Origin of the sequence: uncultured Campylobacter sp. (assembly GCF_937959485.1) — a bacterium.
Classification (GTDB): domain Bacteria; phylum Campylobacterota; class Campylobacteria; order Campylobacterales; family Campylobacteraceae; genus Campylobacter_B.
The window spans coordinates 212,948-235,070 of the sequence record NZ_CALGPY010000012.1 but is presented as its reverse complement, the minus strand read 5'-3'; the positions used below and the strand labels follow the sequence as shown (position 1 = coordinate 235,070).

Here is a 22,123-nt window from a genome sequence, read left to right as displayed (position 1 = left end):
GAAAAGTAATTTTATCCATGCAATACTTAAATCTCGGTTAAAATCCTTGATTTTCGCTAGATTTTTGTACGTTGCGCTCCAAAACAGCCAAATTTACTCAGTTGGAATTTTCTAAATTTTAGTGATAAAAATATTGCTTGCGCAGTAATTTACAATAATCAAAAAGGGCTATCAATCTAAAAGCAAAGTGATATAAATTTACTATTTAGCCGACTTTGCAAATTATACGCTTGGTTCTAGGCTATGCAAAGTAGACAAATTTGCGCGCATAATGGGCGATAGCCGCGATTGGTTAAATTTAGCGTCGAAAATTGGCTTTAATTTGGACTTGGCGAAGCATCTTTATAAACATTGCGTCAAAGCCAGTAGCGTGACATCGCGAGGCATGCTTCAGCTAGACTTACTTAGATATATCCGCGCAGAAGAAGCGTTGAAATTTTAAAATACGATTGCAAATGTATTAATAAAGGCTCGACCTGATCCATCTAAACTTGATATGCTTATCTATCCGAGCTGTGCAACCTGTTTTTTAAATAGTTCGCCGCGTTCAGCGTAGCTTTTAAATTGATCCAAACTGGCACACGCAGGGCTTAACAGCGCTATTTCGCTCGCAGAATGTATGGAATTTTTAAAATTTTCGAAATTTTTAGAATTCTGCGAATTCCGAGTTTCACCGTCGTTCGCGCGGCGTTTCGGCGAAGAGGCATTGTCGCTTGCAGCAGATGAGCCGCCGCCTTCTTGCGGCGTATTTTCGCCGATCTTTGCGCTTTCTTTTGCCTTGCTGTCGCCGTCACACCTGCTATCCGTGCTTGAATTTTGTACTTCTAATTCGCTTGCGCCGCTTTTTTTAAAGTCCGCATCTCGGTAGCGCTTCGAAATTTCGCTCACCGCCGTTTGTAAAATTTCGCAGCGCACGCAAGGAAGATTGTACTCGTCGCATAAAAGCACGATTTTATCGGTATTTGAACCGATCGCGTAAATTTGCAGATCGTATTTTTTAAACTCCGCAAAAAGCGGGTGCAGATCCACGCCTTTATCGTCGCCGCCGAGGATCAGATGTATTTTGCGCCCCGAGTAGCGCTTCAGCGCCTGCGCGCACGCATCGATGTTGGTCGCCTTCGTGTCATTGACCCAGAGCCTGCCGCGCGCGTCGGTAAATTCTTCGAGCTTATTGCCCTCGATCACAAAGTCGTTCAGTCGCGTGACGTCGCATCTGTCGAATAAAATTTTCTCCACGCACAGCGCCAAAAGCGCGTCGATCAAAAACGGCGTGCGGAATTTTATTTCGCCCAGATCGATGCCGAATTTTTGCGCCAGATCCGCTTCGTCTTCGTAACAGATCACGCGAGCTAGGCTATTTTGCGCGGCGGCAGAGCTTTCGTAGGCGCGCGGGATCAGCGCCACGGAGCCTTCGCGCATCGCTAACAGCGGCGAGAGTTTAGCGCGTTCATACTCCGCAAAATCGCCGTGCCAGCTGAGATGATCGGGCGTGATCGCGAGCAGCACGTAGATGTCGGGGCGCGCGTGCTTGGTGTAGTGCAGCGTAAACGAGCTCGTCTCCAGCACCCAAATTTTGGCGCTTTTATCAAGCTTTGCAAGCGGAACGCCCACGTTACCGCCCATTTGCGAGCCGTATCGCTCGAGTAAGTGCTGCATCATCTTCGTCGTCGTGGTCTTGCCGTTCGTGCCGCTGATCCAAATTTTAAGACCTTTGTAATCGTCAAAATAATCGTATTCGCTGATTAAATTCCGCGCCTTTTGCACCAGCTCGTGATGCGGAGGAAAGCCTGGACTTGGGATTTCAAGCTCGCTTGCGGCGGGATCGAACTCGCTTGGGTTTAAAAGCGCGTTGCCGAACTCGTCCAGCTTCGGCGCGCCCGAAGAAATTTCAAATTTATCGTCGTAGATCTCCCAGCCGCCTTCGTCGTGGCAGTGCTCGGCGATCGCTCTGGTCGTAAGCCCGTAGCCAAATAGCGATTTTTTCATTTTTCTCCCCTTTCGCCCCATAAAATTTGAGTTATCTCGCCCGCGCTAAGCTCAGCCGTTTCGCCGTATCTTTTACGCGCCGTTTTGAAGTCGGGCTCGATCTGCGCTCGCATTTTATCTCAATTTCAGCGACGTCAGCGCTATGATATTTGCGATTAGCGCAATGATCCAAAAGCGGATGATGATTTTGTTCTCGACCCAGCCTTTAAGCTCAAAATGGTGGTGTATCGGCGCCATCAGGAAAATTCTGCGTTTGAAAATTTTAAAGCTGCCCACTTGCAAGATCACGCTGAGCGTCTCGATGACGAAGACGAAGCCGATCATTATGAGTAAAATTTCATTTTTCGTGATGACCGCGCAGTACCCTAAAAACGCACCCACGCTGAGGCTGCCGCTATCGCCCATAAAGACTTCGGCGGGATAGCAGTTAAACCACAAGAACCCAAGCAGCGCGCCGATTAGCGCCGAGACGATGATGCAGACCTCGCCCGCGCCCGCGACGCGCGGTAGCAAGAGATATTGCGAGTAGATCGCATGCCCGCAAAGATAGGCAAATACGCCCAAGCTGCAGAGCGAAAATACCGACGGAATGGTCGCTAATCCGTCCAGGCCGTCGGTTAAATTTACCGCGTTTGAGCTCGCGCTTATCACGATCGTCCAAAACAGCGGCGCGAAGATCCATAAATTTAGTAGAGGGTATTTAAAAAACGGCACGAAAAATTCCCCGCCCAGGTCGCTAAAAGCATAAAGCGTAGCCCCGATCAGAAACGCCAAGAAATTTTGCAGTGCAAATTTAGCCCGCGCGCTAAGACCTGCGTGGTTTTGACGGCCTAAAATTTTAGAGATATCGTCCTTAAAGCCAATGTATCCAAAGCCCACCAAACAAAGCAATCCGCAGAGCACGAAGACGTTGTTTAGCTTGGCGCACAGCAGGCTTGCGAGCACCGCGGCAGTAACGAAAACGAGCCCGCCCATCGTGGGGGTTTTGCTCTTTTTCTGATGGTTTTGCGGCGCGAGCTCGTAGATGGGCTGCGCGGCGTGTCTAGCTTGCGCCCAGCGGATAAACCGCGGCATAGCCCAGACCGAAAAACAAAAAGCGATAAAAAACGCAAGCCCTGCGCGCGCGGTGATGTATTGGAAGAAATTTATATTCGTAAGATGATAAAGATAATAAAACAAAGTTTGCCTTTTAAATTTTATGAAATTTTATATGAAAACGCGCATTTTAGTATAAAAGAGGTAAAATTTAGCTTTTAGGGCGGATGAAATTTTGCCGCATTTGCCAAAAGAAAGTATAATGCCGCTCGTAAAAACAGCGCCGCAGACCTGCTTTAAAAGACCTGTGCGGCGAAATTTAGACGAAATTTAGGAGCCAAAATGGGGCAAAAGACGATTTTACTTATCACCGACGGCATCGGCTTTAACGCGAGCGATAAATTTAACGCGTTTGCAAATGCGAAAAAGCCCGCCTATGATTATCTTTTTAAAAACGTGCCCAATACGCTACTGCGTACCTCCGGGCTTGCCGTGGGCTTGCCGCAGGGGCAGATGGGAAACAGCGAAGTAGGGCACATGACGATCGGAAGCGGTAGAATTTTGTATCAAAACCTAGTCAAAATCGATCGCGCGATCGATGAGGGCTCGCTTGAGAAAAACGAAGCGCTGCAAAGCCTGCTTTCAAAGTGCCGCAGGGTGCACGTCATAGGGCTTTACAGCGACGGCGGCGTGCATTCGCATCTGCGCCATTTCGACGCGATCTGTGATATAGCGCAGAATGCGGGTTGCGAGACATGGGCGCACGCTATCACCGATGGGCGCGACGTTTCGCCGAGCAGCGGAGCGGAATTTTTAAAGCATCTACAGGCTAAATTTAAAGTCGCTAGCGTGTGCGGGCGCTTTTACGCGATGGATCGCGACAAGCGTTTTGATCGCGTAAAGCGCGCTTACGACGTGCTTTTGGGTGAAGCGGCGCCGCTTGAAATTTCGCCTAGCGAGTACGTGCTGCAAAGCTACGAGCGCGGCGTGAGCGACGAGTTTATCGAGCCTGCGAGCTTTAACGGCTTTGGCGGTATCGGCGCGGATGACGGAGTGATTTTTATAAATTTTAGAAACGATCGCGCCAGGGAGCTTTGCGCGGCTTTGGGTGATGAGGGCTTCGGCGAATTCAAGCGAAAATTTATCGTGCAAAATTTAATCACGATGAGCGAATACGACGCGAGTTTTAAATTTCCTCTACTTTTTGAGAAGCCTGTGCTTAAAAACACGCTTTGCGAAGTGATCGCGGAAGCCGGTCTTACGCAGCTTCACACCGCCGAGACTGAAAAATACGCCCACGTGACGTTTTTCTTTAACGGCGGCGTCGAGGAGCCGCTGCCGAACGAAACTCGCGTGCTGATACCAAGCCCGAAAGTAAAAACCTACGATGAGCAGCCGCAGATGAGCGCGCCCGCGGTGTGCGATGCGGTGATCCGCGGCATCGAAGCGGGGATCGATTTCATCGTCGTAAATTTCGCAAACGGCGATATGGTCGGCCACACGGGCAATTACGATGCCGCGGTAAAGGCGGTCGAAGCGGTGGATGAGTGCATCGGTAAAATTTTAAGCGCGGCGAGGGCGCACGATTACGCCTATGTGCAGATTAGCGACCACGGCAACTGCGAGGCGATGCGAGACGCTGACGGCGAAATTTTAACCAACCACACGACCTTTGACGTATTTTGCTTCGTGCTGGGGCGCGGCGCGCGCGAGCTAAAAAGCGGACTTGGGCTTAGTAACGTCGCAGCTACCGTGCTAAAGCTAATGGGGCTACCGAAGCCCGCGGAGATGGACGAGGCGCTGTTTTGAAATTTAAACGGCACGGGTTGCAGCTAAATTTAAACGGCTAAAATTTAGGTAAATTTGGATAAATTTATGCTAGGCATTAAAATTTTAATAAAAGGACAAGTATGAAATTTAGTGGAAAAAACGTTTTAATCACGGGCGCGAGCCGCGGTATCGGCGCGCAGATCGCAAGGACTTTAGCCGGCTACGGGCTTAAGGTGTGGATCAATTATCGCTCTGCACCAGAGCCTGCTGACGCGCTGCTAGAGGAGATCCGCGCAAACGGCGGAGAGGGCGCCGTGATAAAATTTGATGCGACGAACGAAGCGGAATTTAGCGAGGCGATTGCCCTGATCGCGCAAAGCGACGGCGAGCTAAGCTATCTCGTAAATAACGCGGGCGTTACGAACGACAAGCTCGCGCTTAGGATGAAGCTGGAAGACTTCATGGGCGTGATCGAAGCAAATTTAAGCAGCGCCTTCATCGGCTGCCGCGAAGCTTTAAAGCTAATGAGCAAAAAGCGCTTCGGTGCGGTCGTAAACATCGCCTCGATCGTCGGCGAAATGGGAAACGCCGGGCAGGTCAATTACAGCGCGAGCAAGGGCGGAATGATCGCGATGAGTAAGAGCTTTGCAAAAGAGGGCGCAGCGCGTGGAATTCGCTTCAATTGCATAACTCCAGGCTTCATCGCTACGGATATGACGGACGCGCTAAGTGACGACGTAAAAGCAAGCTACGAAGCGAGCATCCCGCTTAAGCGTCTTGGAAGCACGAGCGACGTCGCCGAAGGAGTTGCGTTTTTGCTCAGCGACGGTGCGGGCTACATTACCGGAGAGTCGCTTAAAATCAACGGCGGGCTCTATATGTAGCGTTAAATAGCGGAATTTAAGGTTAAATATTATAGAATTACGCGGTATTTTTTTAAAGGAGTGCTAAAATGGCAGTATTTGAAGATGTAAGAGACGTAGTTGTAGAACAACTAAGCGTTAGCCCGGATCAGGTTAAACTTGACTCTAAAATTATCGAAGATTTGGGCGCGGACTCTCTTGACGTAGTTGAGCTAGTAATGGCTTTAGAGGAGAAATTCGGTATCGAGATCCCAGATAGCGAGTCCGAAAAATTAGTAAGCATTAAAGACGTAGTAGATTATATAGAAAATTTGCCTAAGAAATAAAATTTTAAGGAAGCGGTTTTGAAACGAGTCGTAGTAACGGGCATCGGGATGATAACCTCTCTCGGGCTTGACAAACAGAGCAGTTTTGAAAATATCTGTAACGGAAAAACCGGGGTTGATAAAATTTCGCTCTTTGACGCTAGCGAATTTCCGGTTCAAATTGCAGCTGAAGTAAAAGGTTTCGATCCTTCGAGCATAATCGAGGATGGAAAAGAGATAAAAAAGATGGATAGATTTATCCAACTCGGGCTTAAAGCTGTGGGCGAAGCCATAGATGACGCTAAATTTAGCGGTTTCGATAGCGACGAATTCGGCGTTAGCTCGGCTAGCGGTATCGGCGGTTTGCCGAATATCGAGATAAATGCCAATACCTGCTTGCAGCGCGGTCCTAGGCGGATTTCGCCGTTTTTTATCCCTTCTGCGTTAGTAAATATGCTCGGCGGCTTTGTTTCTATATATTATAAATTAAAAGGTCCGAATTTATCCAGCGTTACGGCTTGTGCGGCTTCTGCGCATGCGATTATGGACGCTGCGAGAGTTATCATGATTGGCGAAGCGAAAAAGATGCTCGCAGTGGGTGCCGAGGCTGCGGTTTGTCCCGTAGGTATCGGCGGATTTGCCGCGATGAAGGCGCTTTGCGCTAGAAACGACGATCCTGCGCACGCTTCACGTCCGTTTGATGCGGAGCGAAATGGCTTTGTTATGGGCGAAGGCGCGGCGGCTTTGGTTTTAGAAGAGCTAGAAGACGCAAAAGCGCGCGGTGCTAAAATTTACGGCGAGCTCGTAGGATTCGGCGCTAGCGGCGATGCCTATCATATCACTTCGCCTAGCCTAGACGGACCGATCCGCGCTATGAAAAAGGCCTACGAGATGGCGGGACGCCCGAAGATTGATTATATCAACGCCCACGGAACGTCCACCGTAATAAACGATAAAAACGAAACCGCGGCGTTAAAAGAGCTTTTCGGCGAGGGCAAGGTGCCTGCGGTCAGCTCCACCAAGGGTCAGCTAGGACATTGCCTAGGCGCTGCCGGAGCGGTAGAGGCTGCGATCAGCCTTTTAGCGATGCAAAACGGCATCATACCGCCTACGATAAATCAAATTTCAAAAGATCCAGATTGCGATTTGGACTATGTGCCAAACGTCGCTAGAAAAGCCAAACTCGATTGTGTTATGAGCAATAATTTCGGCTTTGGCGGCACGAACGCGTCGCTTATTTTCAAAAGAGTAGATTAATGGCGAGCTATCTGGACTTCGAAAAGTCTATAAAGCAGATCGACGAGGACATTACCGCTGCAAAAATTCGCGGCGATGAGGATGCAGTCGAAATTTTAAATAAGAACCTCGAAAAAGAAATTTCTAAAGTTTATAAGAATTTAAACGAATACCAAAGGCTTCAGCTTGCGCGCCATCCGGATCGCCCTTACGCGATCGATTATATTCGCGCGCTTTTGCAGGACGCCAGGGAGCTTCACGGCGACCGCGCCTTTAGGGACGATCCTTCGATCGTGTGCTATTTGGGCATTATGGGTAACCGCAAAATCGCCGTGATCGCCGAGCAGAAGGGTCGCGGCACCAAAAACAAGCTGAAGCGAAATTTCGGTATGCCGCATCCGGAGGGCTATCGCAAGGCGCTGCGCGTAGCAAAACTTGCCGAGAAATTTAACCTTCCTATTTTGTTTTTAATCGACACTCCGGGCGCATATCCGGGACTTGGTGCCGAGGAGCGCGGTCAAAGCGAAGCAATCGCGCGAAATCTATATGAGCTTAGCGATCTTAAGACCCCTACGATCGCCGTTGTTATAGGCGAGGGCGGTAGTGGTGGAGCTTTGGCTATTGGCGTGGCTGATCGGCTGGCGATGCTTCAAAACTCAATTTTCTCGGTCATCTCTCCCGAGGGCTGTGCTGCGATTTTGTGGAACGATCCAAGTAAGAGCGAGGCCGCTACGAAAGCGTTAAAGATCACCGCCGAGGAGCTAAAAGAGCTGGGCTTGATCGACGACGTCATCAAAGAGCCTAAAACGGGCGCCCACAGAGATAAAGACGGCGCGATAAAAGCGCTTGGAAACTACGTCTTAACCGAGCTGCACAAGCTAGACGATCTTAGCATAGACGAGCTCATCAGCAGAAGACAACAAAAAATTTTAAGGTTCGGTGCTTATAAAGAAAACTAAATTTTAAATTTCGCGACTTTTTTAAAACCAAATTTAATAACTTCACACTCTAAGAGGACAAATGGAAAATACAAATCAAAATTCCGCTCAGACCGCCGTTTCAAATTCTAATCAAAACGGTAGAAAAACTTACGCCAAAACGCACGTTCCCGTCGAGGGCTACCAGATCGAGGAGCTTCGCTCGATGGATCTTGAAAATCTCATCGCTATAGCAGACGAGCTAGGCGTAGAGAACCCGCGCGAATTCCGTCGCCAAGCGCTCGTTTTTGAAATTTTACGCATGCAGACGAAGCAGGGCGGCTTCATACTTTTTACGGGGATTTTGGAGGTTACCGCCGAGGGTTACGGCTTTTTGCGCGGCATAGATTCAAATTTAAGCGACAGCGCCAACGACGCATACGTGAGTCTAAGTCAGATCCGCAAATTCGCCCTTCGCGTCGGCGACATCGTCACGGGCCAGGTGCGCGAGCCGAAGGATCAGGAGAAGTACTACGCGCTCTTAAAGATCGAGGCGATCAATTACAAATCGATCCAAGAGGCTAGAGAGCGCCCGCTATTTGACAATCTCACGCCGCTTTTCCCGACCGAAAAGTTAAAGCTCGAATATGACCCGATGCGCCTTACCGGTCGCGTGCTCGATCTTTTCACGCCGATCGGCAAGGGTCAGCGCGGGCTCATCACGGCGCCTCCGCGTAGCGGTAAAACGGAGCTGATGAAAGAGCTTGCCAACGGCATTACGCGCAACCACCCCGAGGTCGAGCTTTTGGTGCTGCTAGTCGACGAGCGTCCCGAGGAGGTGACCGACATGGAGCGTAGCGTGCGCGGCGAGGTGTTTAGCTCGACCTTTGATCAGCCTGCATTCAACCACGTCCGCGTCGCCGAGCTCGTCATCGAAAAGGCAAAACGCGCCGTCGAAAACGGCAAGGACGTCGTCATCCTGCTTGATAGCATCACCCGCCTTGCGCGCGCTTACAACACCGTTACGCCTAGCAGCGGCAAAGTCTTAAGCGGCGGCGTGGACGCGAACGCTCTGCACAAGCCGAAGCGCTTCTTTGGTGCGGCGCGAAATATTGAAAACGGCGGCTCGCTCACCATCGTCGCTACCGCGCTCATCGAGACCGGCTCTCGTATGGATGACGTGATCTTCGAGGAGTTCAAAGGCACGGGCAACAGCGAGATCATCCTAGATCGCAATATCTCGGATCGCAGAATTTACCCGGCGATCAATATCACCAAGTCCGGCACGCGCAAAGAGGAGCTTTTGCAAGGCAGCGAAAATCTGCAAAAGATCTGGGCGCTGCGCTCGGCGATCTCGACGATGGACGACGTCGAGGCGCTGAAATTTTTATACGCCAAGATGCTAAAAACCAAAGACAACACCGAGCTGCTATCGATAATGAACGGCTAAATTTCTTAAATTTAGCCTTATTTAAAAATTTAGCGGCATGACTTGCACCGCTTGCCGCAAATATCGCCACGTAGCTTCGTTCGCGCTTTCAAAGTGGTGCGTCTTTTTTCAAACTTCACTATTATAAGTTTAAATTTATCGCGATATTTGCTAAATGTTTTGCGCTCGCATCACAAGATGCGATACCGCCAGACAGAATTTTGCTTTTGTAAAAATCCATTCGCAAGATGTAAAGCATAAAATTTTATGAGGAATTTTACGCCTTGCTATGCACGGAGCTAGGATGTTTTATTATTTCTAAATTCTCGGTTAAGATAAAAACATCGTTTTTATTAAACTATATATCAGATAAAAATTCCCGTAATACCTGTTTCCGTGGTTATCTATATAAAATTCGCACGAGTGTATAAAGTTTGTATTACTATACGGCACACATTCTTTAACGCCTTGCAAATATTGGTTTATGCGGTTATGAACCATATCAAATTCGTAATCTGGATTTTTTGTCTTTTCAGATGGTTGAAACTTATAGCTCATATACTTAATCCCCTCATAATATATGCAATATCTATTCTTTCCTAGCGCTCTTTCAAAAAAGGTAATATTTTTGCATTCTTTTATGCTAAAGCTATCGGAACCATACATACCACCTTTGCAAGTAAATATAAGGGTTTGATTGAGATCATAGTTTATCTTTTTATTACCTTCAAATGGCGTATATGAGTAGTTGCCATTTATATCAACATTTCTATCTGTATGATGATGGACAAAATCGACAAAATTCCAAGGAGCGGTTTTATTTGATATTATTTTATTCGTAATTTTATTTAAACCAATAGTTGAGTTTAAATCATCAAATAGGCTAAAAGTCTTAGTATCCATATGCTTTTTAAATATTTTGTCTAATGTATAAATAAGTTCATTGAAGCTTAAATTTTTATCAGGAGCATAAAATGTATCATAATGGTAATATACGCAATCATTAAATTCTTCCTGTACGAAATTTTGTACCATCTCATCTTTACTAAGCCATTTTAGATCGCTGAAGATAAACCCGCTGTAATTAAGCGCGCCGACGATTACACAAACGCCGAGCGCGGCGATTAGGGCTTTGGATAGAAATTTAAGCGCTTTCAAAATTTACTCCTTTAGCAAAACGCTAGTTAAAATACGAGCCTAACGGGCTGCGATGTTAACGTTTAAATTTAGCTCGCCCAAAGAGGGTTAAATTTAAACCCATGCCGCTTTAAATTTAACCGAATCGCTTCCTACTTCCCGCCGAAAAACAGTAGATTTGCCATTATGATCACGATCGCGACGGGCGCCACGAAGCGCAGCGAAAAGTGCCAAATTTTAAATCCAAGCTCGCCCATATCGGCGCCAAAAAGCCCGCGCAGGCGCTGCGCATCCATCACAAAGCCCACGAATATCGCCGAGGTTAGCGCGCCGAGGGGCAGCATGACGTTTGAGCTTACGAAGTCCAAGCAGTCAAAAAAGCTCGCGCCGAAAAGCTTAAACCTGCTCGCATAATCCGCGTGCATCGATAGCAGCGAGCATGCGCCTAGCGCCGCTATGACAAGCCCAGAGATGCAGACTGCGCGCAGGCGAGAAATTTTAAACCTGCCGATGAGATAGAAGACGAAGGGCTCGATCATCGAAACCGCGCTCGTGATTCCCGCGAAAAAAAGCGAGACGAAAAACGCGACTTCAAGCACCTGTCCCGCTAGCCCCATTTTTGCAAACATCGTAGTGAGCGAGACGAACACGAGCCCCGCACCCTGCGCGGGATCGGCGCGGAATTCGAATATGAAGGTAAAGACGATGAGCCCCATCATCAGTCCGATCGCGATGTTGATAAATACGATGTTTACCGAGCTGCGCACCAGCCGCACACCCTCGCTAAGCGACGCCGCGTATGCCGCGATACAGCCGACGCCCACGCACAGGGTAAAGAGCGCGAGCCCGAGCGCGGATAGGACGGAGCTAACGGTGATTTTGCCGAAATCGGGGTAGAAAAGAAATTTCACCGCCGCGCCGAAGCCCTGCATCGTGCACGCATACGCGAGCATCGCAAGCAGCAGCACGAAGAGAAGCGGCATCATCACGACGTTTAGCCGCTCGATACCGCTTTTGATGCCGCGCGCGACGACGGATAGCGTCAGCACGAGCGCAAGTGCGTAAAAGCCTAGGCTCGTGGCTAGCGAATGCGAGATGAGATCATCAAATACGGCGCCCGCTTCCTCGGCGGTTGCGGGCAGCGGAGAAAAGCCCAAAAAGATATAGCGGATCACCCAGCCGAGGATGACGAGGTAAAAGGACAGCACCAGCATGCCGCCCGCGATGAAAATGCCTCCTGCGCGCCATTTTCGTCCGCCGCGCGGCGCCAGCGTCTCGTATGCGCTCGGCAGATCCCTCCCGCTCAGCCTGCCTAGCGCCATCTCGGCTAAAAATATGCTAAAGCCCACGCCTAGCGTGAGCGCGAGGTATAAAAGCACGAAGGCGCTGCCGCCGTTTTGACCCACGAGGGTGGGGAATTTCCACGCGTTGCCAAGCCCCACTGCGCCGCCTGCGACGGCAAGTATGAAGCCGATTTTGCTAAATTTATCGTTCATTTTCGCTCCGATGATTTTTAAATTTTAAAGCTACGGAATTTTAAAATTCCGCAGCGTGATCAGACGCGACTGCGCTACGGCGTCTTTGCCGCGCGCACCTATCGCCATGCGGGTTGCCGCGGTCGCGCCGAAAGCTGATTACCGTCGCATACTTTGATCTTCCTCTATCTAAACATAAAATTTTAAACTATCGCTGCAAAGATAACGGATCGCCGCGAGGCTCGCTATGAAATTTGGCGCGTCGTTTTTAGGCTGCTTCAGCGCAAAATTTTAACTTCCATGCTATCCATCCGCTTTGCAAATTTTAAAAATTTAAAATTTTTAGCTGATTGAGCGCGATCACCACGATCGCGACTGGCGCCACGAAGCGCAATAGCACGAAATACCACAGCTTAAAGCCCATTCGTCCCATATATGGGCGCAGTAGAATTTCGACGGCTCGTTTTTTGATCACGAATCCTACGAAAATCGCCACGATTATGCCGCTAAGAGGCATTAAGATATTCGAGGTCAGGTAATCAAGCACGTCAAAAAAGCTCTTGCCACCTAGGCTAAAATACTCGCTCGTGCCCCCGTAATAACCCAAAATGCAGCATATCCCTAAAACATACGTCACGGCAAAAACTAAAAGCGAAGCGCGCTTGCGGCTTAGCTTGCGGGAGTTTACGAGATAATAAATCGCAGGCTCCAGCATCGAAATTGCAGAAGTAATCGCCGCAAATAATAGCGAGGTGAAAAATAAAAAGGCTAGGATGTTTCCGATCGCACCGAGCTTTGAAAAAAGTACCACCAGCGAGACAAACACTAGCCCTGGGCCTTGCGCTTTGGGATCGCCGCCGAATTCAAAGATGAAAGTAAAGACGATAAGTCCCATCATCACGCCGATTAGGACATTAATGCAGACGATATTTATGCTTGAGGTTAGGATGTTGGTGCGCGCAGGCAGGCTCGCGGCATAGGTCATAATCGTAGTAACGCCAAGCGAAAGCGTAAAAAACGCAAGTCCTAGCGCCGAAAGAACACTATCCTTATTAAGCTTGGAAAAATCTGGCACCAGTAGGAATTTCGCGCTACGTCCGAATCCATCGAAACTCGCGGCGTAAATTAGCATTAAAACCAGCAAAATAAATAGTGCGGGCATCATCCAGACATTAAGCCGCTCGATGCCGCTTTTGACACCTTTAGATACGATGAAAAAGCAAAACGCCGACGCTATCGTAAAGCATATCGCCGCGCTTAAAAAATCGCTGCCTAGAAGTGCGTTAAACGCTGCGCCGCTTTCATCTATACTTTTTGGCAGATAAAAAGCGCTTGAGACCACGTATTTTAGGATCCAGCCCATTACGACGCTGTAAAAAGCATAGATCAAAAGCGCACTAATCATAAAAAATCCCGCGTATTTCCATGCGCCTTTGTATGAGGGTGCGAGCTTTTCAAATGCGCGCACCGGATCACTTTCGCTTAGCCTGCCGATGACGATCTCGGCTAAAAAGATCACGAAGCTAACCAAAAGCGTCAGCAAAAGATATAGCAAGATAAAGGCGCTGCCGCCGTTGGTGCCTACTAAAGTGGGGAATTTCCACGCATTACCGAGCCCCACGGCGCTGCCTGCGACTGCGAGGATGAAGCCGATTTTGCTAAATTTATCATTCATATTATGCCTTGTAGCGGAATTTAAAAGGGCAATATTAGCAAAATCTAGCTTAACTCGCCAAGCTGGCCGGGTGGAATTTAGGCAAACCCGCTATAATGCCGCGAATTTTAAAGGAGATAAAATGAAATCGATAAAAGAAGTGATGCTCTCTCGCCACAGCTGCCGTAAATTTTGCAGCTATAAACTAAATAGCGAGCTCGTGCGCGAGATACTTGATCTTGCGCGCTTAAGTCCCAGCTCATGCGGATTGGAACCGTGGAAGATGATGATAGTCTCGGATCCTTGCGAGCTAAAAGAGCTTTCTGCAGCCTGCAACAGCCAGCCGCAAGTCGCTGAGTGCTCGCACGCCGTGATTTTAATCGCGCGTAACGATCTGCGCGTGGGCGAGGAGTATTCAGAACGAACCGTTCGCCGTCGTGCAAACGCTCCGCAAAAATATGAAGCTGCGATGAATTATTTCCGCGCGAAATTTGCGGGCTTAGATGACGAAGCGCTGATGAACTACGCGACCAAGCAGCTTTATATCTTAGCGGCAAATATCGCTAATATCGCCGAGGGCTTTGACGTGCGCTCGTGTATAATGACCGGCTTTGACGCCGAGGCTTTGGAAAAATTCTGCGCTTTAGAGGCGAAATTTCGTCCTGCAATCGTCGTGGCTTTGGGGCGTGGTGAGCCTAGCAAATACCCGCACACGCGCTACGAGCTGGATGAAATTTTAATCTCTCGCGGCGGCAGCAAAAAAAGATAAAATGAAGCATTTCTTCTCGCAAAGCTTAGGCGCGAGCTTTGTTTATTAAAAGCGTCGTTTTGCGAAATTTTATCGGTTTAAAAGTGCGATAGCGTTAAAATGCGCTTAAAATTTCAAAGGATAATCATGCAAGTCAAACTTCTAAATTTCACTCCGCTTTGGGTCTGCTCAAATGCGATCCGCACCTGCTGGCAGAGCTTTGAGCGCGGCGATTGCGGCGGCGCCAAAGACCTAGCGCTCATTGACCGCGTCGGCAACCAGCTCAAGCACTCAAGCACGCTCGAACACCTCTACTACAACTTCTACATCAGCGGTATTTCTCGCGCGCTGCTTCAGGAGCTGGCGCGCCACCGCCTAGCAAGCCTTAGCGTAAAATCCACGCGCTACACTCTCAAAGAATTGCGCGGCGAGGGCAGCTTTGCGCAAGGGGATTTCGAAAACGCCGCGCGATACATCGTGCTTACGGGCAACGAAGCGGTCGATAACGCAAGTATCGCGGCTCTTGAAAACCTGCGCGTAATCTTACAAACTCCGATCAGCCTTGATATCGCCAAATACTGCCTGCCCGAGTGCTACAAGAGCGAGCTTAGCTGGAGTATAAACGCACGCAGCTTGCAAAACTTCCTCGCTCTGCGCTCTAGCAAGGCGGCACTTTGGGAGATCCGCGAGCTTGCGGGTAAAATTTATGGCGCGCTGCCGCAGGAGCATAAATTTATATTCCAAAGCTGCATGGCGAGCGGAGAGAAGACGCAAGGCGAGGAGTAGCGAGCGAAGTAAAATTTTGATATAAGAGAGCTGTGATGATAAAACTTACGCAGATGAGAGCGGCTTTTGAAAAAGAGGAGCCGAACGCGCTTTATCTGAGCTACTTGGGATGGGTAAAAACCCTGATCCCGTTTTGGAAGCAGGGCGTTGCGAGGATCGCGGAGCTAAGCGGCACGGCGGATGAAAAAAGAGATAAGCATCTGCGCTCAATCGACAATTCTTTGCAGCTGATGCAAGCTTGGCGATTTAAAAAGATAAAATACGTGCAAGCAAGAAGAAAAGAAATCGATAGAGCCATAAGTTTTATTCGAAACGGCGCCTTAACGCAGCAGGTATGCAGATACGCCTTTGCGCCGGTCTGTAGAAATTTAGCAAGCATCTTGCGCAGTTTTTTATATGTTTCTACCTTCGGCTATTCGGACGAGCAGCTTCCGACAGTATTCGCTCAAAAAATTTACGGCATTGCGCTGTGCCACACCCTCTTCCCCTTCGATACGGGCGATTTTGTGTATTATCTGCCGCGCGAAAAATCCATCCACACCGAAAACCCCGCCGATTTGGATAACTGGCATTTGATGATGGAGATAGCGGGCGGCGATTTAGGGATTTCTGCGTTGATTGAGCGGCTAAACGAACGCGCGTATGAAATTTGGACGAATTACAAAACGCCGTTTGAATGGAAATACGACGAGGGAATTTGGAATTTGGAATTTGAGAATGTTTCAAAAAGGCTACATTATGCGGGCGTGCGGGCTTTTTCTAATCTAAATAAAGCGGAATAAAAAACGCGCAAAATTTTGCCGCTTTTAAAATTTCGCCCGTAGGCGGTAAAATTCTGCAAGTTTTTAACGCGAGTAAAATTTAAAATTTATTTGAGCGGGTTTTTGGCAGCCTGCGGTATCGAATTTAGCCGCCGCGCATTTTACGACTTGCGGCGCCGAGAATTGCAGCGGCGGCAAACCGAAAGCTCATAGGCGAGCGATAAATTTAAAGGACGGATTATGAAAAATATAGCGCTTGTGATGTTTAGCGGACAGACGCACCTCGATTTTGTGGGATTTTACGATTGTATGCTAAGGCTTAAAGCCGTCCACCCGCAGCTTGAGATGAGGTTTTGCTCGCGAGAGCGGCAGGTTTCGGATAGCGGCGGCCTTACGATTGACGTGGGCGAGATCACGACGGATCTAGGCGGCTTTGATGCGGTTTTTGTGCCGGGCGGTATGGCGACGCGACGCCTTAAAGACGATGCGGGCTTCATCTCGTGGCTCGCAACCGCGCGCGATGCGAAGTATAAGTTTAGCGTTTGCACCGGTTCGCTGCTTTTGGGCGCGGCGGGGTTTTTGCGAGGTAGGCGTGCGACTACACATCCGTTTTGCTACGATCTGCTGGCACTTTACTGCGCGGACGTGGTGCATGAACGGCTCGTGCGCGATAGCCTGCCAGAAGGAGGCGAGATCATCACTGCTGGCGGTGTGAGTAGCTCCATCGAACTTGGACTTTGCGTGACCGAGAAATTCGCGGGCGCCTCTGCGCGAGAGGCTGCCGCTGCGGCGATGGATTATCCGTATTACGGCCTTAGAAGCAAGCCTGTGCGATGAAATTTTAAAGCCGCTAAGATCGGTGGCGCAGTTTATAAATACCGCAGTAAATTTTAAAATAGAGTGGAAGGTAAATCGTAATGCAAACAATAAAAATATTAAAAATATTGTGGAAAGTCATCAAGATCGCCATACTCGCATCATTGATATTATCGTTTGCAGCATTGATATTGTTTGTTTTATTTATAGCCTTTCTATTTTCACCCCTTAATACGGATTTTTCATATATAGAAAATAAAAATTTGGCTAAATTTGAAGCCTTAACAAATACGAAGGGAGAAACTTTGCTCATTTATCGCAAAAAAAGTCCTCCTTTATTGTGTAGTGAAAAAATACAGACTTGTATCTGTTACGCGCATTTTATAAAGGCGGATAAGCCCTTTACTTTGACGCAACAAAAAATGTTGCAAGAGGGCTACGAGTTTGTTTCCGAGTCTGACTGTATAGCTGAAACTACAAATTTGCATGAATTTAAACTATCGTGGGCGATGCCGTCTTATTATTATGCCGGCAGTCGGGAGTATTTGATATATGGTTCAATCAAAAATTTAAATATAACGGCAATAGTGAACGATAAAAGGCGAATATGGCACAAAAAAGAGCACGAATCGGGACAACCGAGCGATTATGATCACGAGGTTATTTTTTATCCGGAACTTAATATAATTCAAATAAATAAAATGGGGTATTAATAGTGTGCGCTAAATTTACTTATGGTCGATTTAATATAACGTTGCGAACTAAATTTAAAAGCTTTTGGGATAAAATTTAAAAATTTAGACTTTGGTTTTGCGGACATTTATCAAAGTAGATAAAATAACGATATAGTGGGTTTTCATAAAATAGGAGATCACAAAGACAGCATGAAGCCGGCTCAAATTTTATCGCTGCTTTCGCACATATCTTTCGTAGCGATGATCATTTATAGGTTAAAATTCAGAGAAAACAACCCGTGGGAGTTCGCAATCGCGCTTTTTGCCTACGCGATTTTGTTTGCTTTTTATCCGCAGAGCTTGCTTAACGATAATAAAAAGACGATCGTCATGCTGCTATTTATGGCGCTTTTGATCGTGATCGTGTAGCGGCGCCTATAAATCGGCGAGAGCGGTTGCGGCGCGAGAGCGCGGGCGATCCGCCTTTGGTTGCAGCGGCGCGTGCGAGCGATACTATTTTTAAAATTTATTGTAAAATTAGAGCGTTAATTTATTAAAATTTAAAGGGTCGGTATGCAGATAAATTTAGACGACGTGAGGATCGAGAGCGGCTGGAAAGAGGCACTTAGGGAGGAATTTTTAAGCGAGTATTTTGCGAAGATCAAAGAAAATCTGCTCGCCGCAAAGGCGCGCGAGATCATCTATCCGCCGGGAAATTTGATCTTTAACGCCTTTAATCTCACTCCGTTTGAGCGGGTGCGCGCGGTGATTTTGGGGCAGGATCCCTACCACGGCGCGCATCAGGCGATGGGGCTTAGCTTTTCGGTACCGCGCGGCGTGCGAATTCCGCCCAGCCTCGTAAACATCTACAAAGAGATTAAGAGCGATCTGGGTATCAGCGAGCCTGCTAGCGGCGATCTGAGCTACTGGGCGAAGCAGGGCGTGCTGCTGCTTAATGCGAGCCTTAGCGTGGGCGCAAACCGCGCGAACTCGCACAGCGGCTTCGGCTGGCAAATTTTCACCGACGCCGTGATTAAAATTTTAAGCGCGAGGCGGCAAAGCTTGGTCTTTATGCTGTGGGGAAATTTTGCCAAAGCAAAATCGGCGCTGATCGATGCGCAGAGGCATCTCATTTTAACCGCCGCGCATCCTAGCCCGCTTGCAGGAGGGGCGTTTTTCGGCTGCAAGCATTTTAGCAGATGCAACGAATATCTGCGCGCGCACGGTCTAGGAGAGATCGATTGGGATCTAAATCACGGCGCAGATTAAATGTATTTTAAATGAAATTTGCGTAAAATGCGCCGCAAAATTTCAAAGTAAAGAAATTTTAAAAAATATCGAAAGGAGAAGTGAGCGAATAATATACGACCGGCTTAAGACGGCTTGCCGAAGCGACGCGAATGCGCGGCTAGGCTAATCATTGTAACTAAAGGAACGATATGAAAAAGATAATTTTGGGAATTTTCTTGCTATTTACAAGTAGTGTAGTGGCAAATACCCTATCTGAGATTAGGCAGTCGGGCACGATTAGAGTGGGCGTTTTCGAGGCGCAACCGCCTTTTAGTAAATTTGAAGACGGCAAATTTCAAGGATTTGAGGTGACCCTAGCCGAGGCGTTATCAAAAGATATATTTGGTGGCAAGGCGGGCAAGGTAGAATTCGTACCCGTAAAGGCTAGTGAGCGTTTAAAAGTGTTGGAAGAAAATAAAGTAGATATGGTGCTTGCGACCTTTACGATCACAAATGAGCGTAAGCAGGTGGTCGATTTTACGACGCCGTATTTCGCAGTAAATATCGGCGTGCTAACCCGCAAGGGAGATAAGATCAAAACGATGTCTGATTTACACGGTAAGCCGATCATTGCAGAAAGCGGTACGACTAGCGAGGCATATTTTAAAAAAGAGGGTTTTGAAATCATAAATTGTGCTACTGCAAATGAATGCTATAAAATTCTAAAAGAGGGCAAGGGTGCGGGCTTTGCACACGATAATTTGTTAGTTCTTGCTTATGCGGTCGTAGATAGCGATACTGAAGTAAATATTAAGAATTTAGGCGTTTCGGATTTCTTGGGCATCGCGGTTTCTAAGGGCAATAAGGATCTGCTCGAGTTCTTAAACGGCGAGTTAATCAAGCTTAGCAAAGACGGCTTTATGAAAAAGACCTATGATGAGGCGATCGAGCCGTATTACAAAGGCACTGCGGAGAAAAAATATTTCTTGCTGGATGATCTTTATAGCTTATTTTAGGTGGGCATAGCGGTACGGCTCGCCTGTGTTTGTTTTCGTAAGCATAGCTGTGTGCTCTCGCTAGGTAAAATTTAAAAGGCTCGCATAGTCTTGCTATTTTGCCCGACTTTGCGAGCTTGGGTTTGGATTGTAAATTTTACTAACGCGCCGTTATGAAATTTATAAAATTCCATAGAATTTCGCAGCGGCGTGCTATTTTTTTTTACGCGGCGCTAATAGACGCACAGAATTTTATAGCGAAGCGCTAAAATTTAATGAAAGCAGGCGGAGCTTGGCGCAAGGCAGCAAAATTTAAAAAGCCTCTATCATTATGCTTAGAAATTTTAGTTGCGAAATTTTATTGCTAAGCCCGTAATTTAGGGAATAATTTCGGTTCAGGTAAAATGAAATTTTAAGAAAATTTACATTACAATTACGAAAAATTTAAAATTCAAGGAGGAAATTATGAAAAAGTCATTTTTTCTTATTCTATTGTCGGCGATCTTTGTTTTTGCGAATTCCTTAAGCGAAATAAAGCAAAGCAAGGTTATCAGAGTGGGCGTTTATGAAAATGAGCCGCCTTTTAGTAAGTCGAGCGAGAAGGGCTTTGAAGGTTTCGAAGTCGAGCTTGCCAATGCGCTAGCCGGTAAAATTTTCGGCAACAGCGGCGGTCGTATCGAGCTTATCCCGGTAACGAACGAAGTGCGCTTTCCGATGCTTCAAAACAATCAGGCAGATATGATAATCGCGGCTGCAAGTATCACTGAAGAGCGTAAAGGCAGCGTGGATTTTTCGATGCCGTATTTTACGGTAAATTTGGGAATTTTAACGAAAAAAGACTCAAATATTCACAAAATAGGCGATCTGATGGGCAAAAAGATCGGTATCATCCGCAAGACTACCGGCGAGGCGTATATCAAAAAGGACGGCGGTTATAATGTTTCCTACTGCAACGATTCGGTCGATTGCTATAGGAGATTAAAAAGTGGCGAGATCGACGGGTATTGCAACAACAACCTTTTTGTAATGGTCTATCCGATCGTAGATCCCGCAGTCGAGGTCAATATAAAAAATTTAGGCGATAATGTATTCTTGGGCGTCGCGGTGCAAAAGGGTAACGCGGAGCTGCTAGAAGCGATCAATAAAGGCTTGATTGCGCTCAGCAAAGAGGGCTTTTTCAAAAAGGCTTACGAGGATACTTTCGAATCCTTCTATAAAGGCACCGTCGATAAAAAATATTTCTTACTCGACGATCTTTACAGCTTTTTTTAATAAAAAAGGAGTTTAAAATGAAAAAATCGCTGTTTTTAATTCTTCTATTTTGCATCTTTGCGCTTGCGAATTCTTTAAGCCAAATAAAGCAGAGTAAAGTCATTCGTATCGCCGTTTATGAAAATGAGCCTCCATTTAGTAGAGTTACGGATAACGGCTTTGAGGGCTTTGACGTAGAGCTTGCTAATGCAATCGGAGGCAAAATTTTAGGCGATACCGGCGGCAGGATCGAGCTCATACCGGTATCGGCGCAAGCGCGCTTTCCGTCCATTCAAAATAATCAGGCAGATATGCTTATTGCGGCTGCAAGCGTTACTGAGGAGAGAAAGAAAAATTATGAGTTTTCGATGCCATATCTTTCCGTAAATTCCGGAGTTTTAACCAGAAAAAGTGACAATATCCAAAAAATGAGCGATCTGCGAGGTAAGAAAGTAGGCGTTATTCGCGGCTCGACGGGCGAAGCGTTTATGCAAAAGGACGGCGGCTACAATCTAGTGTATTGCAAGAATTCCTCCGATTGCTACAAGCGGTTAAAGAGCGGCGAGATCGACGGCGCATGCGACGATAATCTATTTGTGATGGTCTATCCGGTCGCAGATCCTAGCGTCGAGGTTAATATCAAAAGTCTTGGCGAGAACGTATTTTTAGGCATCGCGATGCAAAAAGGCAACGCAGATCTCGCAGAAGCCGTTAATCAAGCGCTCATTTCGCTTAGCAAAGAGGGCTTTTTCAAAAAGGCGTATAACGATACTTTCGAGCCTTTCTACAAAGGCACTGTCGATAAAAAATACTTCCTTTTAGACGACATATACAGCTTCTTTTAGAATTTTAAATTTGATGCGGGTCGGGATTTGAAGCTTTGTGGTTTTAAATCCTAACCCGCGCATAAGCGGTGCGTCATTAAAATTACATCTCAAAATTTTGTCCTAAAATTTCGTTTCAAATTTTATTAGTCCCACTGCCGCGCCGAAGCCCAGCGTGCATATAGCGGTCGCAATCTTTGGTATTTGCGAGTATTTACGGCGCGCAAAATC

General features: G+C 47.4%; 20 protein-coding genes and 1 pseudogene. 16 read left to right on the top strand and 5 right to left on the bottom strand.

The features are described 5' to 3' along the window. Positions 1-861: 861 nt before the first annotated feature. Together murD and mraY are read right to left on the bottom strand one after the other, a co-directional pair. Positions 862-1,986 (bottom strand): annotated as a pseudogene (murD, locus tag Q0380_RS08595) (UDP-N-acetylmuramoyl-L-alanine--D-glutamate ligase); the annotation flags it as partial. Positions 1,987-2,100: 114 nt separating this feature from the next. Beyond that, on the bottom strand, positions 2,101-3,165 hold the full coding sequence (mraY, locus tag Q0380_RS08590) for a phospho-N-acetylmuramoyl-pentapeptide-transferase (RefSeq protein ID WP_298054009.1): 1,065 nt from the start codon (positions 3,163-3,165) through the stop codon (positions 2,101-2,103). Between the two features lie 198 nt (positions 3,166-3,363). Between mraY and gpmI the strand changes: the two genes are divergently transcribed. The 6 genes from gpmI to rho all read left to right on the top strand — a co-directional run bounded on the left by gpmI (position 3,364) and on the right by rho (position 9,562). Continuing rightward, complete coding sequence (gene gpmI, locus Q0380_RS08585; RefSeq protein WP_298962685.1) at positions 3,364-4,830, top strand: 2,3-bisphosphoglycerate-independent phosphoglycerate mutase; 1,467 nt, start codon at positions 3,364-3,366, stop codon at positions 4,828-4,830. 101 nt (positions 4,831-4,931) lie between these two features. Continuing rightward, positions 4,932-5,675 carry a 3-oxoacyl-ACP reductase FabG gene (fabG, locus tag Q0380_RS08580; protein WP_298962682.1) on the top strand — a complete coding sequence of 248 codons (744 nt, stop codon included), beginning with the start codon at positions 4,932-4,934 and terminating at the stop codon, positions 5,673-5,675. Between the two features lie 68 nt (positions 5,676-5,743). Continuing rightward, a complete protein-coding gene (gene acpP / locus Q0380_RS08575; protein ID WP_005873350.1) occupies positions 5,744-5,980 on the top strand; it encodes an acyl carrier protein in 237 nt (78 codons plus the stop codon). Between the two features lie 18 nt (positions 5,981-5,998). Continuing rightward, complete coding sequence (locus Q0380_RS08570; protein WP_298962679.1) at positions 5,999-7,216, top strand: beta-ketoacyl-ACP synthase II; 1,218 nt, start codon at positions 5,999-6,001, stop codon at positions 7,214-7,216. Continuing rightward, a complete protein-coding gene (gene accA / locus Q0380_RS08565; protein ID WP_291938084.1) occupies positions 7,216-8,154 on the top strand; it encodes an acetyl-CoA carboxylase carboxyl transferase subunit alpha in 939 nt (312 codons plus the stop codon). Before Q0380_RS08570 ends, accA begins: the two co-directional genes overlap by 1 nt. 61 nt (positions 8,155-8,215) lie before the next feature. After that, positions 8,216-9,562: a transcription termination factor Rho gene (gene rho / locus Q0380_RS08560; protein WP_005873347.1), complete on the top strand. Its 1,347-nt coding sequence runs from the start codon at positions 8,216-8,218 to the stop codon at positions 9,560-9,562. A 309-nt stretch (positions 9,563-9,871) separates the two neighbouring features. Here rho and Q0380_RS08555 read toward each other — a convergent pair whose 3' ends face one another. From Q0380_RS08555 to Q0380_RS08545, 3 genes are all read right to left on the bottom strand, one after another. Beyond that, complete coding sequence (locus tag Q0380_RS08555; RefSeq protein WP_298962675.1) at positions 9,872-10,699, bottom strand: hypothetical protein; 828 nt, start codon at positions 10,697-10,699, stop codon at positions 9,872-9,874. A gap of 131 nt (positions 10,700-10,830) precedes the next feature. After that, on the bottom strand, positions 10,831-12,174 hold the full coding sequence (locus Q0380_RS08550) for a sodium-dependent transporter (RefSeq protein WP_298962672.1): 1,344 nt from the start codon (positions 12,172-12,174) through the stop codon (positions 10,831-10,833). A gap of 304 nt (positions 12,175-12,478) precedes the next feature. Then, a complete protein-coding gene (locus Q0380_RS08545; RefSeq protein ID WP_298962669.1) occupies positions 12,479-13,828 on the bottom strand; it encodes a sodium-dependent transporter in 1,350 nt (449 codons plus the stop codon). 121 nt (positions 13,829-13,949) lie between these two features. Between Q0380_RS08545 and Q0380_RS08540 the strand changes: the two genes are divergently transcribed. The 10 genes from Q0380_RS08540 to Q0380_RS08495 all read left to right on the top strand — a co-directional run bounded on the left by Q0380_RS08540 (position 13,950) and on the right by Q0380_RS08495 (position 21,913). Continuing rightward, positions 13,950-14,576, top strand: a complete 627-nt coding sequence (locus Q0380_RS08540) for a nitroreductase family protein (RefSeq protein ID WP_298704187.1) — start codon at positions 13,950-13,952, stop codon at positions 14,574-14,576. Between the two features lie 126 nt (positions 14,577-14,702). After that, positions 14,703-15,341, top strand: a complete 639-nt coding sequence (gene thyX, locus Q0380_RS08535) for an FAD-dependent thymidylate synthase (RefSeq protein ID WP_298962665.1) — start codon at positions 14,703-14,705, stop codon at positions 15,339-15,341. A gap of 35 nt (positions 15,342-15,376) precedes the next feature. Further along, complete coding sequence (locus Q0380_RS08530; RefSeq protein WP_298962662.1) at positions 15,377-16,123, top strand: hypothetical protein; 747 nt, start codon at positions 15,377-15,379, stop codon at positions 16,121-16,123. A gap of 219 nt (positions 16,124-16,342) precedes the next feature. Further along, the gene (locus Q0380_RS08525) at positions 16,343-16,939 is read left to right on the top strand and encodes a DJ-1/PfpI family protein (RefSeq protein ID WP_298962659.1); all 597 of its coding nucleotides are present in this window, start codon (positions 16,343-16,345) and stop codon (positions 16,937-16,939) included. Positions 16,940-17,019: 80 nt separating this feature from the next. After that, a complete protein-coding gene (locus Q0380_RS08520; RefSeq protein ID WP_298962656.1) occupies positions 17,020-17,631 on the top strand; it encodes a hypothetical protein in 612 nt (203 codons plus the stop codon). 135 nt (positions 17,632-17,766) lie between these two features. Continuing rightward, positions 17,767-18,021: a hypothetical protein gene (locus Q0380_RS08515; protein ID WP_298962653.1), complete on the top strand. Its 255-nt coding sequence runs from the start codon at positions 17,767-17,769 to the stop codon at positions 18,019-18,021. A 144-nt stretch (positions 18,022-18,165) separates the two neighbouring features. After that, the gene (gene ung / locus Q0380_RS08510; protein ID WP_298962651.1) at positions 18,166-18,861 is read left to right on the top strand and encodes a uracil-DNA glycosylase; all 696 of its coding nucleotides are present in this window, start codon (positions 18,166-18,168) and stop codon (positions 18,859-18,861) included. A gap of 170 nt (positions 18,862-19,031) precedes the next feature. Next, a complete protein-coding gene (locus Q0380_RS08505) occupies positions 19,032-19,838 on the top strand; it encodes a transporter substrate-binding domain-containing protein (protein WP_298962649.1) in 807 nt (268 codons plus the stop codon). A 444-nt stretch (positions 19,839-20,282) separates the two neighbouring features. Continuing rightward, complete coding sequence (locus Q0380_RS08500) at positions 20,283-21,089, top strand: transporter substrate-binding domain-containing protein (protein ID WP_005873331.1); 807 nt, start codon at positions 20,283-20,285, stop codon at positions 21,087-21,089. A 17-nt stretch (positions 21,090-21,106) separates the two neighbouring features. Beyond that, positions 21,107-21,913, top strand: a complete 807-nt coding sequence (locus Q0380_RS08495; protein ID WP_298962645.1) for a transporter substrate-binding domain-containing protein — start codon at positions 21,107-21,109, stop codon at positions 21,911-21,913. Positions 21,914-22,123 lie beyond the last annotated feature (210 nt).

Coding starts and splice junctions, on each gene's coding strand:
- gpmI (WP_298962685.1), top strand. CDS start 3,364: ATGGGGCAAAAGACGATTTTACTTATCACCGACGGCATCGGCTTTAAC.
- accA (WP_291938084.1), top strand. CDS start 7,216: ATGGCGAGCTATCTGGACTTCGAAAAGTCTATAAAGCAGATCGACGAG.
- Q0380_RS08530 (WP_298962662.1), top strand. CDS start 15,377: ATGATAAAACTTACGCAGATGAGAGCGGCTTTTGAAAAAGAGGAGCCG.
- Q0380_RS08505 (WP_298962649.1), top strand. CDS start 19,032: ATGAAAAAGATAATTTTGGGAATTTTCTTGCTATTTACAAGTAGTGTA.
- acpP (WP_005873350.1), top strand. CDS start 5,744: ATGGCAGTATTTGAAGATGTAAGAGACGTAGTTGTAGAACAACTAAGC.
- Q0380_RS08520 (WP_298962656.1), top strand. CDS start 17,020: ATGCAAACAATAAAAATATTAAAAATATTGTGGAAAGTCATCAAGATC.
- Q0380_RS08495 (WP_298962645.1), top strand. CDS start 21,107: ATGAAAAAATCGCTGTTTTTAATTCTTCTATTTTGCATCTTTGCGCTT.
- Q0380_RS08545 (WP_298962669.1), bottom strand. CDS start 13,828: ATGAATGATAAATTTAGCAAAATCGGCTTCATCCTCGCAGTCGCAGGC.
- Q0380_RS08525 (WP_298962659.1), top strand. CDS start 16,343: ATGAAAAATATAGCGCTTGTGATGTTTAGCGGACAGACGCACCTCGAT.
- Q0380_RS08540 (WP_298704187.1), top strand. CDS start 13,950: ATGAAATCGATAAAAGAAGTGATGCTCTCTCGCCACAGCTGCCGTAAA.
- Q0380_RS08500 (WP_005873331.1), top strand. CDS start 20,283: ATGAAAAAGTCATTTTTTCTTATTCTATTGTCGGCGATCTTTGTTTTT.
- Q0380_RS08550 (WP_298962672.1), bottom strand. CDS start 12,174: ATGAACGATAAATTTAGCAAAATCGGCTTCATACTTGCCGTCGCAGGC.
- ung (WP_298962651.1), top strand. CDS start 18,166: ATGCAGATAAATTTAGACGACGTGAGGATCGAGAGCGGCTGGAAAGAG.
- rho (WP_005873347.1), top strand. CDS start 8,216: ATGGAAAATACAAATCAAAATTCCGCTCAGACCGCCGTTTCAAATTCT.
- fabG (WP_298962682.1), top strand. CDS start 4,932: ATGAAATTTAGTGGAAAAAACGTTTTAATCACGGGCGCGAGCCGCGGT.
- thyX (WP_298962665.1), top strand. CDS start 14,703: ATGCAAGTCAAACTTCTAAATTTCACTCCGCTTTGGGTCTGCTCAAAT.